This is a genomic window from Armatimonadota bacterium, assembly GCA_016223145.1.
GTDB lineage: Bacteria > Armatimonadota > Fimbriimonadia > Fimbriimonadales > Fimbriimonadaceae > Nitrosymbiomonas.
Genome location: JACRPN010000006.1, coordinates 21,802 through 38,656, shown reverse-complemented (window position 1 = coordinate 38,656; position 16,855 = coordinate 21,802). Strand labels below are relative to the sequence as shown.

The window sequence follows — 16,855 nt, the reverse complement described above, 5'->3', positions numbered from 1 at the left end:
GACCTGGAGAAACTCATGAATAGACGCTATCTCACGTTGATCGGTCTTGCGAGCATCGCCTCGCTGGCTATCGCCTGGCGAGTCATCGGAATCGACCTGCGCCCTGTTCTGGCGCCACAGGGAACGGTGTTCGCAGCCTCGTTTGTGGGCGACAAGCCGCGCGTTCAGCTTCGTTGGTTCGTTGAGAGCGGTTCGATGCCCGATGGTGGCTTCCGAATCTACCGCCAGGAGGGTAGCCAGCCCTTTGCCCGCGTCAGCCGACAAGAAGTCGTGGCGTCGGCGAAAGTCCGCAACAGCACCCCCACGGCCTTTCGGCCAATCCGGATTGAACCCGCCGTTGCCCCAAGGCAGCGGCTTAGTTCGAAAGCCGAATTTGCCGCTTTGGAGGCGGTTTCCCGGCAGGCGATTGCCGACCAAAGGGGACCGGTAGAAACCCGAATGATGAGGGCTTCTCTGGCAAATCCAACTTTGGCGGGGTATTTCGGGCGAATCAAGGAGGGCAAGCTTCCTGCGGGTGGCGCCGCCCAAAAGAAAGCCAAGGACGAAGATGAGGCCACGCGGGATGCTCGCGACGAAATGATGATGGTCGCCAGCCTCAGCCCGGGAGCCGCCGCCGATCTTGGTCTCACGTACATGGATACGGCCGTACAGATCGGCAAAACCTACCAATATGAGGTCCGAGGCATGCTCAATGGCCAAGAGGTTTCAGTCGGTTCAGCCTCGGTAACCGTCGGCTCCGACCCCAAAGTCGATGCACCCGTGGTCAGCAAACCGGTCCAGACCGGCCAGAGAGCGCGACTGCCCAAACCGGGCGCCACTCCGGGAGGCTCCATCCTGCTTCAGGCAAAGATCGACCTGCACATCGATCTGCCGGCTGGCTACGACGAAACGAAGAAGGGGCCCCTACGGTTCCTGGTATCGCGGAAAGTCGGAGACGGTCCTTTCGAGCAGCTGAACAGGAATCGACTTGTCGTCTTGACCGCATCGGAAACCAAAGATGGGAAGTTGGCCGCCAATCTGATCAGCTACACAGACGGTGGCGCACCCGTGGACGCAAAAGTCGTTTACCGCGTCCAATCCGTGGATCTGTTCGAGCGGATGAGCGATCCCGTAGACGTTGACATCGAAACGAAGAACATCGCGACACCCTCGGCTGACGGCACTGTGATCGCACGCCTGGTCGACCCCAAAGTCGCGAGGCCAGAAGTCAATGTGATGTGGGCGCCGCCCCTCGGAATCTCGGACGGGGCGCCCACCTCCCACATTAGCTTCTCTTACACGATAGAGCGTCAAGATGCTGAGGCCCAAAACGCGCCCTGGACGCCGGTCGCGGCTGTTCCTGTCGGCAACCGCACCTTCGCTGGCCTTAAGGTCTCCGACCTTTGCGCCCTAAGGCCGGAATGGGACCGCTTCGTACGCGCATTCGTCGGCGAAGAGCAATACAAGGCCACTTTGGACAAGGATCTGGCAGCATGGTTGGCCACTATCGGTAGGGGGGAATCTCAAGAACTGGCGGGTTCTCCAACGCATGGGCCAAGCGACTTCCAAGGCCGAACGGGCGCTCTCAAGCAGCCGCCCATGCCTGCAGCAATCTGGAACCTCGTCGACAAGGATGCACCGCTGGATCGATACGTTCGCTATCGGATCACACCCGTGTTAAGAAGCAACTCGAGATCGGGGGTGCCCTTTGAAAGTGAGCCAATCGGCGTACCGACCCAGGTTGTACCAAGCTCCGTAACGGCGATCAAGCTCGTCGACGAGGAAGCACCGGAGACAACGGCACAGTTCGACAACATCATGAAGGGACCGTACTCGAACGCCATCCGTATGCAGCCTGAGGCAGGGGTTTTCGGCTCAAGAGGGTCACTCGTCGGAGCGTCTTCCAAAGCGAGCAAGGCAAATGAAATTGTCAACCGCCGGCTGAAGAGGTCAAACCCTAACGCACGGTTGAACCTGACCGCGGCTCCAACAAATTACGGTAGAAAGGTCACGCTTACCTGGAACGAGCCTTCGTTCACCTCGAAACTCACTTATCGCGTACTCCGCGCAATCGGGTCAGGTCTCGTCGCTTCGTCTGGCGGAGGCGGGACCTTAACTTCGAGCCTGACCTCAAGCCCTGCTCTCTCCTTTGCATCCGGTCAATCTCGTCCGGGTCCAGGTCAAATACGTCCGGGCGCGCGATCCGCGCAGCGAGCCCCGGTGCGAATTGGAGGACTTGCCAGGGAATTCAGAATGGACAATCTGCCGCCAGACGACGACTTTGTGCTGCTTGGCGAAACAAGTCCCGGCGCAACGAGCTTTGTCGACCTCACAACACGTGGCCAGGCAGCCGTCTACTACTACAAGATCGTTGCCGTGAATCGCTGGGGCTATGCGGGCGCCTCGGCCGTCGGCAAGGTCAAAATTAAGCCGAGCATGCCCCCCAGCATCCCGGTGCTCCGAGCAGTCTCCCCGACCTCAGACGGCAAGATCGTTCTGAAGCTCGATCCAGGGCGGGTCGAAGAGGAAGTCGTGACCTATGAGGTCTACCGGACAACCATACAGGCGCCACCGGTGAGTTCCGGGGGGCCCGGAGGCGCTGGCAGGCCGCCATCTTTCCGGTTACCCCAGCACACCTTGCCGGCGGCGATCCAAGTCGTTCGGAGCACGAACGATGCCGGGCAAGTCTTGTTGGAAGACAATGGGACGAACCTCGGCGAGTCCTACCGGTACAGCGTCGTTGCGACCAACTCCGCGGGACTGAAGTCGGAATCAACTGCGATGGTCGAAGGATCTCCCATTCGGATGTCGGCCAGGCCCGTTACGAATGTGGCTGCCTCGTTTGATGCCAGCGGCGCGCGCGTGAAGATCACCTGCACGGTGCCTGGAGGAACACAGTCGCTGATCCTCGAGCGCCAGAAACAAGGCGGAACCGCAGGATGGATCAGGATCACGACGACGTCGGCAACAGGCGCTACTGCCACGCTAACCGATGCTTTGCTACTTCCTGGCGCCGTGTATGTCTATCGGATTTATGCGGTCGACGCTTCGGGCAACGTTTCGGAGGCAGCGTCCTCTGGCCCAGTTACAGTCCCAGACTAGGACTCTCAATGGTGCTTGCCGAATCCAAGATAGATCGCGAAACCCGTGACGAGGGAGGGGGCTGATCCTGTCCTACTCCTGAACAGGAGGGCCTTCTCAAAGAGTCCTCCAGTGTTGACACGGAGGACTACAGACACAGAGCGAGCTTCGCCTGACCGAGGACGGCTCAAGGTCGGGCGGCCGCGTCATGAGAGGCACCCCATGCTATGGACTCAGGCTGCATGACGTTCAGGAGCTCGCTTTCGAACTTCGAAGCGAGGAGCAGGACATGCCCCGGCTGACAAGTCGTACTGCCCATATCGGTCGTTCCTGCTAGCCAAGTTGAGTGTTTTTTGTGCCAATCGTGGTGGTGTGGACACGACGGACGAAGATGCAGTCCTGAGCAGGGCCTATAGCTCCAGAAGGACACCCCCGACTGCGGCGTCGAAATCTGACTCCACTTGCCATGGCCAAGCTCGAACCCTTCCACTACCTACAAAGAACCTTCCGACCCGACGAAACCGATGCGATGGCGCAGGCGATGCACGCCGACGGCTTCGCGCTGATCCCCAATGTACTCAAGCCAGAGCTGGTCGAGGAGGCATGCCGCAAGATCGATGGCCTTCAGCCCTTCGGATTCGACGCCCAGGGCCTGACCGACCACTACAAATGCGTCTTCAACCGCGACCCGTTCTGGCTCCAGTTCATCGATTGGCCAGGCGTCATCGACCTCGCTGAGGCCACCATGGGTGCCGAATGCCACATTATCGGAGAGACCGCCTGGCGCAGCCATCCAGGGCACAACGGATGGTCGCCCCATACCGACCGGGTGTTCTTCGAGCTTCCCGAGGACGTCGCACCGAAGGTCCAGGTCCCGATCTACCTTTGCACCGCACACTACTACCTTTCCGATATCGACGAAGACCTTTGCCCGACCTATGTGATTCCTGGCAGCCACAAGTCCGGACAGTCGCTGCATTGGGGCAAGGAGCCCGAACCGAAGTGGGAGGGCCGCACCTTGGAGCCGGTGCTATGCAAGGCGGGCGACGTCCTGTTCTTTCGAAGCGACCTCTGGCATACAGGGAGTCTTAACAAGTCCAAGGACCGAACGAGATACCTGCTCCAGGTGCACTATTCGCACCGCTTTATCGCCCAGCAGTTCTCGCCTTATATCTCCTGGCAGTTCAACCCTGAGGTGCTGGCGGCGTGCAATGAGCGACAGCTCAGGCTTCTAGGCAACCATCGTCAGGGGGCGTATGACTAGTCCCCTCATCGACCTCACCGGACACCACATCCTCGTCTTCGGCGGAAGCCGGGGCATCGGTGCCGCTGCGGCCAGGATATCTGCCAAAGCGGGCGCCAGAGTCAGCATTGTCTACCAGAGCAATCAAGAGGCGGCTGACCGAGTGGTCGCCGGAATCCGGCAAGAAGGAGGCCGGGCGTTTGCCTTCCAAGCCGAGATCTCAGAAGAGGCGCAAGTTGAAGCGGCTGTGGAACAGGCATCCCGATCCTTCGGGCCTCTCAATGGACTTGTGGTCTCTGCAGGCATCTTCGAAGGGAGATTCCTCCAAGAAATGGACACCGAGTTCTGGGACCGCACGATGGCTATAAACGTCCGCGGCACGTTCCTCTGCGTCAAGGCGGCAGTCAAGTCCATGCGTGCAGGCGGGAAGGGCGGAAGCATCGTGATCTACACTTCCACCGCCGGACAGCGCGGATCGGCAGAGTATTCGGCCTACGCCACCTCGAAGGGCGCGCAGATTCTTTTTATGCGCTCGATGGCCAAAGAGCTTGCTCCAGACCAGATTCGAGTCAACTGCATTGCCCCAGCCTGGACGGACACCGACATGGCCGCCCCCAGCTTCGAGTCGCTTGGCCGGGACAAGATCATCGAGGGCTTTCCGCTGGGACGGATTGGCCTGCCCGAGGACATAGCAGGCGCGACCTGCTTTCTTCTCTCCGATCTCGCCTCCTTCATCACAGGTAGCACAATCACGGTCGATGGCGGGATGGATATGCGGGGGTAGTGGGGCTGATTCACCCGGTTTTGGGGCTCGCCGCCCCCTCACCCGGTTCACTGAGTTCACCGACCTCCCCCACGAGGGAAGAGGTGGCCTCAACGCCAAGCTCGAAAACCGGCATCTCCAGTCAAACCTACCTGGATGCGGCATGGCCTCGTGATGGAATCACACCCTTGGCGATCCCTTCTGCGCAGGCGGGAGGTCCGGGCCATATGGGCTGACTATGCTGACGGGCGACGTATTTGTTGAAGAGGGATTGATCAGCGAAGAGCAGCTCTTGGTTGCCGTCGAGAAGCAACGCGAGCTGGGCGGGGCAGAACCCATCGCCCGTGTGCTCGTGAGCATGGGCCTCATCGAAGAGAAGGACCGCGTCCGCTGCCTCGGCAAGGTGTGGGGCATCCCCTTTGTCGAACTTGCCGAAGTTGCGCCGACCGCCGAAGTCCTGCAGCTCATCTCGCCCCAGATCGCCAAGCGCTTCAAGTCCGTTCCACTCGAACTGCGCGAGACCAGGCTCGCCGTCGCCATGGCGAACCCGCTCGACGTTTTCGCCATTGACGAGCTGCGGATGCTGACGGGGCACGAGATTGAGCCTTACATCGCCGTGGAAGAGGACATCAACGGCGCCATTGGCTCGCTCTACAAGATCGACGTCAACGTCCACGACGCTCTGGCCGGCGTGATGAAGGACTTCGATGGCACGATCGAGGTCCCCATTGTCAACGACGACGAGCTGAGCGAAGCTGAACTCCGCGAGATGAGTGAAGATGCGCCGGTCATCCGATTGGCCAACCTCATCATCGCCCAGGGCGTGAATGACCGCGCTTCTGACATCCACATCGAGCCACTGAAGGACGGCGTGCTCGTCCGGTACCGAATTGACGGCGTGATGATCGAGGGGATGCACCTGCCAAGGAAGATCTTGGCGCCGCTCACCTCCCGCTTCAAGATCATGGCGAACATGGACATCGCCGAGAAGCGAGTCCCGCAGGACAACCGCATCGGAGTGGTGGTTGGCGGAAAAGAATACGACCTTCGTGTTTCGACCCTCCCCCTTGTTACGGGTGAGAAGATCGTCTGCCGAATCCTGGATAAGGGCGGGATCAAGGTCGGCCTCAACAAGCTGGGCTTCCTGCCGCAGAACCTGAAGACGCTCGAGGAAATGGGCCAGAAGATGTTCGGGATCATCCTGGTGACCGGACCCACGGGCTCCGGCAAGTCCACAACGCTCTATTCGATCCTGAACAAGATCAATACCGGTGATCAGAACATCATCACCATCGAGGACCCGGTCGAATACGAGCTCGCCGGGATCAACCAGTGCGCAGTCCACGTTCGCGCCGGCATGACTTTCTCGGCAGGCCTTCGCGCCATGCTGCGCCAGGACCCCGACATCATCATGGTCGGCGAAATGCGCGACACGGAGACGGCCACCATCGCGATGGAAGCGGCCCTTACGGGCCACCTCGTCCTCTCGACTCTCCACACCAACGACGCCCCTTCAGCGCCAACGCGACTTATCGATATGGGGGTCGAGCCGTTCTTGATCTCATCTTCGATCGTCTGCGTGCTTGCCCAGCGCCTGGTCCGCCAAATCTGCCCGAAGTGCAAAGAAGCCTATGTCGGCTCGCGCGAAAGCCTCCTGCGCTACGGCTTCCCCGTGCCCGAAGAGATCGGCGCGGACACCGGCGGCGAACTGACACTCTTTCGCGGAAAGGGATGCGACTTCTGCAAGGGCACGGGACACAAGGGCCGAACGGGAGTTCACGAACTGATGGTGATGACGGATCCGTTGAAGGACCTCGTCCTGACCAAATCCCCTGCACATACGCTTCGCAATCTTGCCGTCTCTGAAGGGATGAAGACCCTTCAGATGGACGCCGTCCAAAAGATCCTAATGGGAATCACGTCGGTCGACGAGGTGCTCAGGGTGATCTATGCCTAGGCCAACTCTCCGCAACAAGTTGCGACCTTTGGATTGCATCCCCAAAGACCGATAATCCAAAAAGAACCAGGGCCCAAAATGTCTGCCGCACTTCAGTTTGAATCGCCCGATCTCGACGCACTGCTCGCCAGAATGCGTGAGCTTGCCGTGCTGCCCCACGTCGTCTACAAGGTGCTCGAGATCTCCGGCAACGATGAGGCGAGCTGCAAGGAGATCGAAACCGCCATCGTCGTCGATCCAGGCTTCAGCTCCAAGCTGCTGACCGTCTCGAACTCGGCCTACTATGCCCTTCCCAAGAAGGTCACCTCCATCAAGGAGGCGATCCTGTTCCTCGGGTTCAAGTCCATCCGCCAGATCGCGATGACCGTCGGCCTCTACGACATGTTCATCGGCAAGACGGACAACGAATCAATGAGGCGAAGGCAATGGTGGCGGCACTCCGTGGACACCGCCGTCGCCGGACGCTACATCGCCCGGCAGAGCAAACGGCTGAACCCGGAGGACGCATACACCTGCGGTTTGATCCACTTGATCGGAAAGACGCTGCTCGACCGCTACGGCGGAAAAGACTACGAGTCGGTGGTCGCCCTCGTCAAGGCCGGCATTCCCGACATCGTTGCCGAACAGCAGATTTATGGCTGCGACCACATGCAGGTCGCGGCGGCGGCGGCGGCAAAGTGGGGCTTTCCTGATCAGTTGGTCAGCGGACTTCGCTATCTGGACCCCGACGATTGCACCCCCGAAGCCGGGGCCATTCGGGCTTGCACCTGCATTGGCAGCATGCTCGCAAGCTGGGCCATCAAGGGCGCACAGGAGGCGGACACGGAGAACGAAGCCTTGATGCTGCCCGGATGGGCCATCCAGAGCCTGGGCCTTGGCTCGGAAACGACCGACACATTGCTTCGCGGCGCTACGGCCGCGATCTCGGAAGCCGCTTCAATGAGCCTATCTTAGGAGAAATCCCCTATGGCAGAACCGTTTTGGACTCGCGTACTTCAGCAGCAGGAAGGAGAGCCTGATGCAGCTTCTCAATCTGACGCACAACGGGCTCATATCGAAGCCCAAGAGCCCGCTGCTCCCTCGTTCGACGCGATTCCCGAGGACGAGAGGCGAGTCTATGACGTGACCGCAGCGCTCCAGGCCGAAGACCCAAGCCCAGCAGGGAGCTCCGAGAGCATTGAACAGGCTGCTCCGATTGCGCATCCAGAGGCGCCCCTCGTGGAGCCGCCCCTGCATGCGGCGCACGCCTCTCAAGACGAACCCCTTGATTCTTCTATTCCATTTGCCTCTCAAGAAGAGCTCTTGGCACAAGAGGAGGCCGCGAAGGTTGCCAACACCTATAAGCCGGCCGCCCTGCCGGACGACATCCATTCGATCGAGGTCAACAGGAACAAGTTCGGCATCGGGGCCGAGGATCGGACCGAGTCCTATTACGAATCCAAAGAAGACGTGGCCAACGTCTCCGAGGCACATCTCGACGATATCCTCCGCGCCGCGATGTCGATGAGGGCAAGCGACATCCACCTAACGGTCGGGTTGCCGCCGATGGTTCGTGTGGACGGTGAGGTGAAGGCCCTTCCCTACAGCGTCCTGACGGGCGCAGACACCCGTCGTGTGCTCTATGACATCCTCACGGATGAACAGCTTCAGAAGTTCGAGCAAACCCACGAGGCAGACTTCAGCTATGGCGTTTCGGGCCTGGCCAGGTTCCGCTGCAACGTCTATATGCAGCGAGGAAGCATCGGTGCGGCGCTGAGGTCCATTCCCACGAAGATCCCGGCGTTCGAGGATTTGGGGCTGCCAAACGTGATCCGGGACATGTGCAATCGAACTTCCGGATTGGTTCTGGTGACAGGTCCCACGGGTTCTGGTAAGTCGACGACCATCGCCACGATGCTCAACGACATCAACGACCAACTCTCGGGCCACATCATGACCATCGAGGACCCGATAGAGTATCTGCACAACCACAAGAAGTGCATCGTCAACCAAAGGGAACTCCACAGCGACACGTATTCCTTCCACAATGCACTCCGCGCGGTGCTCCGAGAAGACCCCGACATCATCTTGGTGGGTGAGCTTCGCGACCTGGAAACCATCGAAGCTGCGCTGACCCTTGCCGAAACGGGCCACTTGGTCTTCGGGACGCTTCACACTCGCAACGCACCCGCCACGATTGACCGTGTGGTGGACGTGTTCCCGTCTGACCAGCAAGCTCAGATCAGGGTCTTGCTTGGAAATACGCTGGAAGGCGTCATCTCCCAGCAGCTGCTTCCGCGCCTCGGCGGCGGACGGTCTGCGGCGCTTGAGATCATGATCGGCATTCCCGCCATCAAGAACCTGATTCGCGAAGGGAAAACCCACCAGATGTACTCGATCATCGAGACCAACCAGCAGATCGGGATGCAGACGATGGACCGGTCGCTTGCCGACTTATTCAGGACCGGGATGTGCTCTTACGACGAATGCCTAATGCGCGCCGTGGATAAGGACACCTTCAGCCGATTGGCAAAGGGTGGATAGGTTCTGGGCCGGTCGACGGGGTTCAGCAAAGCCGGTGCACTGACTTCCGAAAGATGACGTCGAAGAGGTCAAATACCGGTAACCGGAGTCGCGCTCAGCGAGACCCCGGGATTGAGGCAGCCCCGAAGTACGCTGCAAGTCCAACGGGCCGACCTGTTGAAGCGAAGGGAGAAGCCCTGGAACCTGGCGCCGAGAAAAGCATCAGGCCTGAAGGGCCGCCCTAGGGACCCAGGTGGCCGCCAGCGAGCAGGCCCATGCGGCGCCGTTCCTGATGACGCGAGCCACCGCTTCCATTCGCAGCCGCTAGGGACCGGGGTTTCACGTGCCAACACTCATACGGTAGAATATCGCCTCCACGCTGCCGCTTAGCTCAGTCGGTAGAGCAGCTGACTGTTAATCAGCGGGTCGTTGGTTCGAGTCCAACAGCGGCAGCCATTTTCCAGTTTGGGGCACCTGCCACTTCCCTGCCTATCGCGGGCTTGCGCCAGGAACGTGGACGTAGAGCCCATGCCCTGATCACCTGCCACGAAGGTCCTATCAATACTTACTGATTTAGATAGAATCCGCAAGCGTTCGACGCAATAGGCAATAGGGCGCCACGCAGCTCTCCGTAGACACTATCGTCGGGCCACTTTGCCCGCGGAGCCCACTTTGAAGAATGCCGCTTTCACCCTCATCGAGCTGCTCGTCGTGATCGCCATTATCGCCCTGTTGGCCTCGATCCTCTTCCCCGTCTTCGCCCAGGCCAAGGTCTCGGCTAAGAAGACTTCCAGCCTCTCCAATCTCAAGCAGATTGGCACAGCCCTGGCTCTTTACGTAACGGACAGTGAGGGCTATCCGCAGTCCTCTTCACCCTCAAGCTGGAATCCGCGAGTACGATGGGCCGATCGACTCCACCCCTACGTCCGAGCCGAACAGATCTTCGTTGCTCCTAATGCCTCCATGGACATCTTCGGCAAGGCCTGGGCGCACGATCCCAGCAAGCGCTATGGGGGCTACGGCTACAACTACCAGTACCTGGGCAATTCGCGCAGTTCGGCGGGCGGGGGCTTGCCCTTCTGCGCATTCGAATCTGCAATCGAGAGGACAGCCGAAACGATCGCGGTGGCCGACACGAACGGGGTCCGACGCGACAACGGCACCGTCGGAGGGGGAGAGTACACGATCGACCCACCCCTCACCAGCCTGCGCGGAAGCGGAGTCGCCAGCGGATACTATGGGAGCGGTACCGAGTGTGGAAGCGGGAACGCCGGGCCCGGGGTGTGGGGATGTCGGTCGACCCCCGCCGAACGCCACGCGGGACTCGTCGCGGTTCTTTTTGCCGATTCGCATGCAAAGGCGATGAAGCTCTCCCGGATGGACGATCATGACGGAAACGGCAGCCGAGACAATGGACTTTGGAACGGTGTCGGCGACCCTTCCGTCCGATGATCCGCAGGTCGCGCACGATTGAAGGTCGACTTGACGGATGTCGGTGCCGGCGACGCGCCTGGGCGCTGTGTGCCGCCGAAATCCGCCGCCTCGCCTGATGTTCCTGGAATAAACTACACTTTCGTAGAGATTCTTTGCCCTTCCGATTGGATATGCTATCAAGCATGGAGCTCAACGTCCTCAATTGCGAGCGGTCGAAGTTGAGCCTTGTCGGACAGTTTGTGGAAGTTCGATGGACCGCGACCAACGCTCTCGCCAAACGACAGTGCGAAAAGTGCGTCTACCTCGTTCGGGGCCATGAGAACGACATGCTCTGCCTCGAGCTCGTGTACGACGCCATCGACGGCATCCATCGAAGCGACTCCATCTACTGGGTGAACGTGCTCGCAGTCCAATACCTTCGCGTGCTTTCCGAACGGGAAGCGCAACGACGCATCGAGGTCCTCGAGCGCGAAGTGCTGGACGGCCATCCGAAGGACTGAAGCCATGCTTTCCAGGCACAAACCTTCGGCAACGATCGAACGTTAGGACGTTGCTCTCCGAGTCTGCTCAGCTATCTATGGGCAGAACGGGGGTTCCGCATTGACGGCCAACAAGAACGATCTGACGCAGCCTATCGACCTGACTCACGAAAAGAGCACCGGGCCCTTTCGAACGAAGCGGCCCATTTATCTAAACCTCCTCCCACCCTGCAACAACGCGTGTCCGGCAGGCGAAAACATTCAGGCTTGGCTCTCCCTTGCGACCGAAGGCAAATTCTTTGAAGCTTGGCAGACCATCCTGAACGACAACCCCATGCCGGCTGTGCACGGCAGGGTGTGCTACCACCCCTGCGAACTTGCCTGCAACCGCGAGCAACTTGACGGTTCCGTGAGCATTCACGCCGTGGAGCGGTTCTTAGGGGACAAGGCACTGGCCGAAAACTGGACCCCCAAGATCTTGGCGAAAGCGACCGGAAAGAAGGTGCTCGTCATCGGCGCCGGTCCAAGCGGCCTTTCCTGCGCTCACCATTTGGCGCTGCTCGGCCACCAAGTGACGATCCTCGAAGCAGGACCCTTGCCCGGCGGCATGATGCACTTTGGGATTCCGGCTTATCGACTTCCCCGCAACGTACTCATGGGCGAAATCGCCCGCATCGAGCGGATGGGCGTCAAGATCATCCTGAACCACCCGGTCACCGATGCGATGGCTGAGAAGGAAGCCGGCGGCTTCGACGCCGTCTTCGTCGCCGTCGGCGCTGGCCTTGGCAAGCGCACCGAGATTCCCGCTCGCGATGCCGGCAAGGTCCTCGATGCGGTCAACTTCCTACGTGACGTCGAACTCGGCAACCCTCCGAAACTGGGCCGCCGGGTCGCCATCTATGGCGGAGGCAACACTGCGATGGACGCGGCGCGTGTGGCCAAGCGGCTTGGCGTCGAACCCTTGATCATCTATCGGCGTGACCGCGACCACATGCCCGCGCACCCCTTCGAGGCCGACGAAGCCATGGAAGAGGGCGTGCAGATCCACTGGCTGCGCACCATCAAGTCGATCGAGGCCGACGAGTTTCAAGTCGAAGAGATGGAGATTGACGAAAACGGCAAACCGAAGCCCACGGGGCGCTTCGAGACCCTAAAAGCCGACGACCTGATCATGGCGCTCGGCCAAGACACCGATACGACCTTCCTGGACAACGTCCCTGGTATCAAGCGCCAAGCCGATGGAACCGTGGAAGTCAACGGCCAGATGATGACGGGATGTCCTGGCGTGTTCGCCGGAGGCGACATGATCCCCAGCGAGCGCTCGGTAACCATCGCCGTCGGGCACGGCAAGAAGGCCGCGCGCAACATCGACGCTTTCCTCTCAGCCGGGACCTACGCAAAGGCCACCAAGAAGGACCTGGCCTCCTTCGACAAGCTGCGGCTTTGGTTCTACACAGAGGCCGACAAGCAGCTTCAGGAACACCTGGAGATGAAGAAACGCCGGGAGACGTTCGACGAAGTCCTCAAGGGCCTCGACCAGAAAGGAGCGATCTTCGAGGCCAAGCGCTGTCTCTCGTGCGGCAACTGTTTCGAATGCGACGGCTGCTTCGGCGCATGCCCAGAAGACGCCATCGTAAGGCTCGGCAAGGGCAAGGGCTACGAAGTGAAGTACGAACTCTGCACGGGCTGCGCGACGTGCTTCGATCAATGCCCCTGCTATGCGATTTCCATGATCCCTGAACCTGCCCCAGCGACCGCCGGGGTGTAAACCACCATGCCAACCACCAGCGATACCAAGTCCACCCCTGCTTCCAGCACAACCGCGAATGCGCCCGCTGAAAGCGATAGCCCCAAGGGCGAGCCTGTCGCAGAAACCCAGGTCACGCTCGACGGCAACGAAGCCTGCGCGTATGTCGCCTTTCGCGTCAACGAGGTCTGTGCGATCTACCCGATCACCCCGTCCTCGGCCATGGCCGAGTTCGCGGACCAATGGGCCAGCGAAGGCAAACGCAACATCTGGGGAGCGATCCCCGACGTGCTCGAAATGCAGAGCGAGGCCGGCGCCGCCGGCGCCGTGCATGGCTCTCTGCAGGCGGGAGCTCTGACGACCACGTTCACGGCCTCCCAGGGCCTAATGCTCATGATCCCGAACATGTTCCGGATCGCAGGCGAGCTTTCGCCGTTCGTGATGCACGTCGCAGCCCGGGCGCTGGCCACCCAGTCGCTGTCCATTTTCGGCGACCATCAAGACGTGATGGCGGTCCGTCAGACCGGGTTCGCGATGCTTGCCTCCAGCTCCGTGCAGGAAGCCCACGACATGGCCCTGGTCGCGCAAGCCGCGACGCTGGCGTCCAGGGTTCCGTTCGTTCACTTCTTTGATGGTTTTCGAACCTCTCACGAGGTCAACAAGCTCACGCTCATCCCCGATTCCGTTATTCGAGCCCTGATCGACGAGGAGTTGGTTCTAGCGTTCAAGAGGCGAGCGCTGAACCCTGATAACCCGTTCATGCGCGGCACGGCGATGAACCCGGACGTGTATTTCCAGGCGCGAGAAGCCTGCAGCGCGTTCGTCATGGCGTGCCCAGATCACGTCGAAGCCGCGATGAGGCGCTTTGGCGAGCTGACCGGCCGCGCCTACAAGCCGTTTGAGTACGTCGGAGCGCCCGACGCCGAGCGCGTGATCGTTCTGATGGGCTCGGGCGCTGAGACGACCCGCGAGACCGTCGAACATCTCGTCGATCAGGGCGAGAAGATCGGAATGGTCCAGGTTCGCCTATACCGGCCGTTCAGCGTCGATCGGTTCGTGGCGGCCCTGCCGGCGACGACCAAGTCCATTGCAGTCCTCGACCGTACCAAGGAACCCGGTTCTTCGGGCGAGCCGCTGTACTTGGATGTCGTGAATGCTCTTCATGAGACCAAGCGGACCTCGGTTTCTGTAATCGGAGGCCGCTACGGCCTCGGCTCCAAGGAGTTCTCACCTGGAATGGTCAAGGCGATCTTTGACGAACTCATGAAGCCGGAGCCCAAGAACCACTTCACCGTCGGAATCGTCGACGACGTCTGCCAATCGCATCTGGACTACAATCCCGACTTCTCAACGGAACCCGAAGGCGTCCACCGGGCGCTCTTCTTCGGGCTCGGAGCCGATGGAACCGTCGGCGCCAACAAGAACACGATCAAGATCATCGGCGAAGACCCCGAGTTCTACGCCCAAGGCTACTTTGTCTACGACTCGAAGAAGTCCGGCTCCCAGACCACCTCTCACGTCCGATTTGGCAAGAAGCCGATCCGTTCCGCCTACCTCATCCAGAAGGCCCACTTTATCGGGTGCCATCAGTTCGGATTTGTGAACCGCATAGACGTGCTGGAGAACGCCCTGCCTGGCGCCACGCTCTTGCTCAACAGCCCCTATGGCGCCGCCGAGGTCTGGGACTACCTGCCCAAGAAAATGCAGGAGACCATCCTCGAGCGCAAGCTCAAGTTCTTTGTGATCGACGCCCAAAAGGTCGCCAACGAGACGGGCATGGGCAAGCTGACCAACACGATCATGCAGACCTGCTTCTTTGCGATCTCTGGCGTGCTGCCGAAGGATGAGGCGATCGCCAGGATCAAGAAATCCATCGCAAAGACCTATGGCCGAAAGGGCGAAGAGGTCGTTCAGAAGAACTTCCGCGCGGTGGACCACACCATCGCCCACATCGAAGAAGTAACCCCGCCCAATCGCACCGACTCGAAGGTCGCCATGCGGCCCCCGGTGGCCGACGGCGCTCCGGAGTTCGTCAGGAACGTGACCGCCAAGATGATCGCCGGCCTCGGCGACACGCTCCCAGTGAGCGCGCTCCCGATCGACGGCACCTACCCGACGGGCACCTCAAAGTGGGAGAAGCGCGACATCGCTCTCAGCGTTCCGGTCTGGGAGCCCGAGCTTTGCATCCAGTGTGGCAACTGCAGCTTCGTGTGCCCCCATGCCGCGATCCGGGCCAAGCTCTTCCATCAGGACTATCTTTCCGACGCCCCGAAGGACTTCCCTTCTGCGCCGATCGACGCCAAAGGGTTCCCGGAGACCCGGTACGCGCTTCAGATCTACGCCGAAGACTGCACCGGATGCGGGATCTGCGTGGAAGCATGTCCTGCGCTCAGCAAGGAAGCCACCAACGTCAAGGCTATCAACATGGCGCCGAAGGCCGACGTGCTCGACCGAACCAAGTCCAACCTGGCCTACTTTGAGACGCTCCCGGTCAACGAACGCTCGCGGGTGGACTTCTCCAACGTGCGCGGTGTACAGTTCCTCGAGCCGCTGATGGAGTTCTCGGGTGCTTGCGCCGGCTGTGGCGAAACGCCCTACCTGAGGCTTCTCTCCCAGCTCTTCGGCGACCGCATGCTGGTGGCGAACGCCACGGGATGCTCCTCAATCTACGGCGGAAACCTGCCCACCACCCCCTGGGCCAAGAATTCGGAGGGTCGCGGACCAGCGTGGTCCAACTCCCTATTCGAGGACAACGCCGAGTTCGGATTGGGAATGAGGCTCGCGGCAGATCGTCATTTCGATGCCGCAGAGCGGCTCCTGGGAACCCTTGCGGCCGATCTCGGCGAGGACCTGGTCGACGAGCTGCTGCATGCGCCTCAGCTTGTGGAGTCCGACATCCGGCTTCAAAGGGAGAGGGTCTCGATCCTCAAAGCCAAGCTTGCCGAGCTTCAGGCCGCCCATTCCGGCGGTCCCAAGGGCGATGCAGCCAAGGCGCTGCTTGCGGTCGCCGACCACATGGTTCGGCGTTCCGTCTGGATCGTGGGTGGCGACGGTTGGGCCTATGACATCGGTTCTGGCGGCCTCGACCATGTGCTCGCCAGCGGCCGAGACGTCAACGTGCTGGTCATGGACACCGAGGTCTATTCCAACACCGGCGGCCAAGCGAGCAAGGCCACGCCGCTTGCGGCGGTCGCCAAGTTTGCCAACGCAGGAAAGCAAGTCGGCAAAAAGGACCTCGCCCTTCAGGCGATTTCCTATGGCAACGTGTATGTGGCGCGCGTGGCGTTCGGCGCAAACCCGCAGCAGACACTTCTGGCGTTGCGTGAAGCCGAGGCCTATAAGGGCCCCTCGCTCGTGCTTGCCTACAGCCACTGCATCGCCCACGGCATCACCATGGAGAAGGGCCTCGATCAGCAGTTCCGGGCCGTCCATAGCGGGTATTGGCCCCTGGTTCGCTACAACCCTGCGCTCAGGCAAGAGGGCCTGAATCCGTTCAATCTGGACTCCCAGCGCCCGACGCTAAAACTCCCGCAATATACAGATCAAGAACTGCGCTACCGGATGCTCCGCATCACCAACCCTGGCCACGCAGACGAGATGATGGAGAAGGCGCAAAAGCTGGTCGACCAACGCTGGAGCCTCTATGAGGAAATGGCTTCGAGGTAACGAA

The 16,855-nt window shown here is 60.5% G+C and carries 10 protein-coding genes and 1 tRNA gene; all 11 read left to right on the top strand.

What is annotated here, in order from left to right:
* Positions 1-15: 15 nt before the first annotated feature.
* The 11 genes from HZC36_04405 (at position 16) to nifJ (ending at position 16,851) form a co-directional block, all read left to right on the top strand.
* Positions 16-3,081, top strand: a complete 3,066-nt coding sequence (locus tag HZC36_04405) for a hypothetical protein (protein MBI5706213.1) — start codon at positions 16-18, stop codon at positions 3,079-3,081.
* A 508-nt stretch (positions 3,082-3,589) separates the two neighbouring features.
* Positions 3,590-4,324: a phytanoyl-CoA dioxygenase family protein gene (locus tag HZC36_04400; protein MBI5706212.1), complete on the top strand. Its 735-nt coding sequence runs from the start codon at positions 3,590-3,592 to the stop codon at positions 4,322-4,324.
* Positions 4,317-5,087: an SDR family oxidoreductase gene (locus HZC36_04395; protein MBI5706211.1), complete on the top strand. Its 771-nt coding sequence runs from the start codon at positions 4,317-4,319 to the stop codon at positions 5,085-5,087. Before HZC36_04400 ends, HZC36_04395 begins: the two co-directional genes overlap by 8 nt.
* Before the next feature lie 217 nt (positions 5,088-5,304).
* Complete coding sequence (gene tadA, locus HZC36_04390; protein MBI5706210.1) at positions 5,305-7,023, top strand: Flp pilus assembly complex ATPase component TadA; 1,719 nt, start codon at positions 5,305-5,307, stop codon at positions 7,021-7,023.
* 78 nt (positions 7,024-7,101) lie between these two features.
* Positions 7,102-7,977 (top strand): HDOD domain-containing protein, encoded by an 876-nt coding sequence (locus tag HZC36_04385; protein ID MBI5706209.1) that lies wholly within the window; start codon positions 7,102-7,104, stop codon positions 7,975-7,977.
* Positions 7,978-7,989: 12 nt separating this feature from the next.
* Positions 7,990-9,546 carry a PilT/PilU family type 4a pilus ATPase gene (locus HZC36_04380; protein ID MBI5706208.1) on the top strand — a complete coding sequence of 519 codons (1,557 nt, stop codon included), beginning with the start codon at positions 7,990-7,992 and terminating at the stop codon, positions 9,544-9,546.
* A gap of 359 nt (positions 9,547-9,905) precedes the next feature.
* Positions 9,906-9,981, top strand: a tRNA-Asn gene (locus HZC36_04375).
* Positions 9,982-10,197: 216 nt separating this feature from the next.
* Positions 10,198-10,977 carry a type II secretion system protein gene (locus HZC36_04370; protein MBI5706207.1) on the top strand — a complete coding sequence of 260 codons (780 nt, stop codon included), beginning with the start codon at positions 10,198-10,200 and terminating at the stop codon, positions 10,975-10,977.
* Positions 10,978-11,141: 164 nt separating this feature from the next.
* Positions 11,142-11,459 carry a hypothetical protein gene (locus HZC36_04365; protein MBI5706206.1) on the top strand — a complete coding sequence of 106 codons (318 nt, stop codon included), beginning with the start codon at positions 11,142-11,144 and terminating at the stop codon, positions 11,457-11,459.
* A gap of 100 nt (positions 11,460-11,559) precedes the next feature.
* Positions 11,560-13,206 carry an NAD(P)-binding protein gene (locus tag HZC36_04360; protein MBI5706205.1) on the top strand — a complete coding sequence of 549 codons (1,647 nt, stop codon included), beginning with the start codon at positions 11,560-11,562 and terminating at the stop codon, positions 13,204-13,206.
* Positions 13,207-13,212: 6 nt separating this feature from the next.
* Complete coding sequence (gene nifJ / locus HZC36_04355) at positions 13,213-16,851, top strand: pyruvate:ferredoxin (flavodoxin) oxidoreductase (protein MBI5706204.1); 3,639 nt, start codon at positions 13,213-13,215, stop codon at positions 16,849-16,851.
* Positions 16,852-16,855 lie beyond the last annotated feature (4 nt).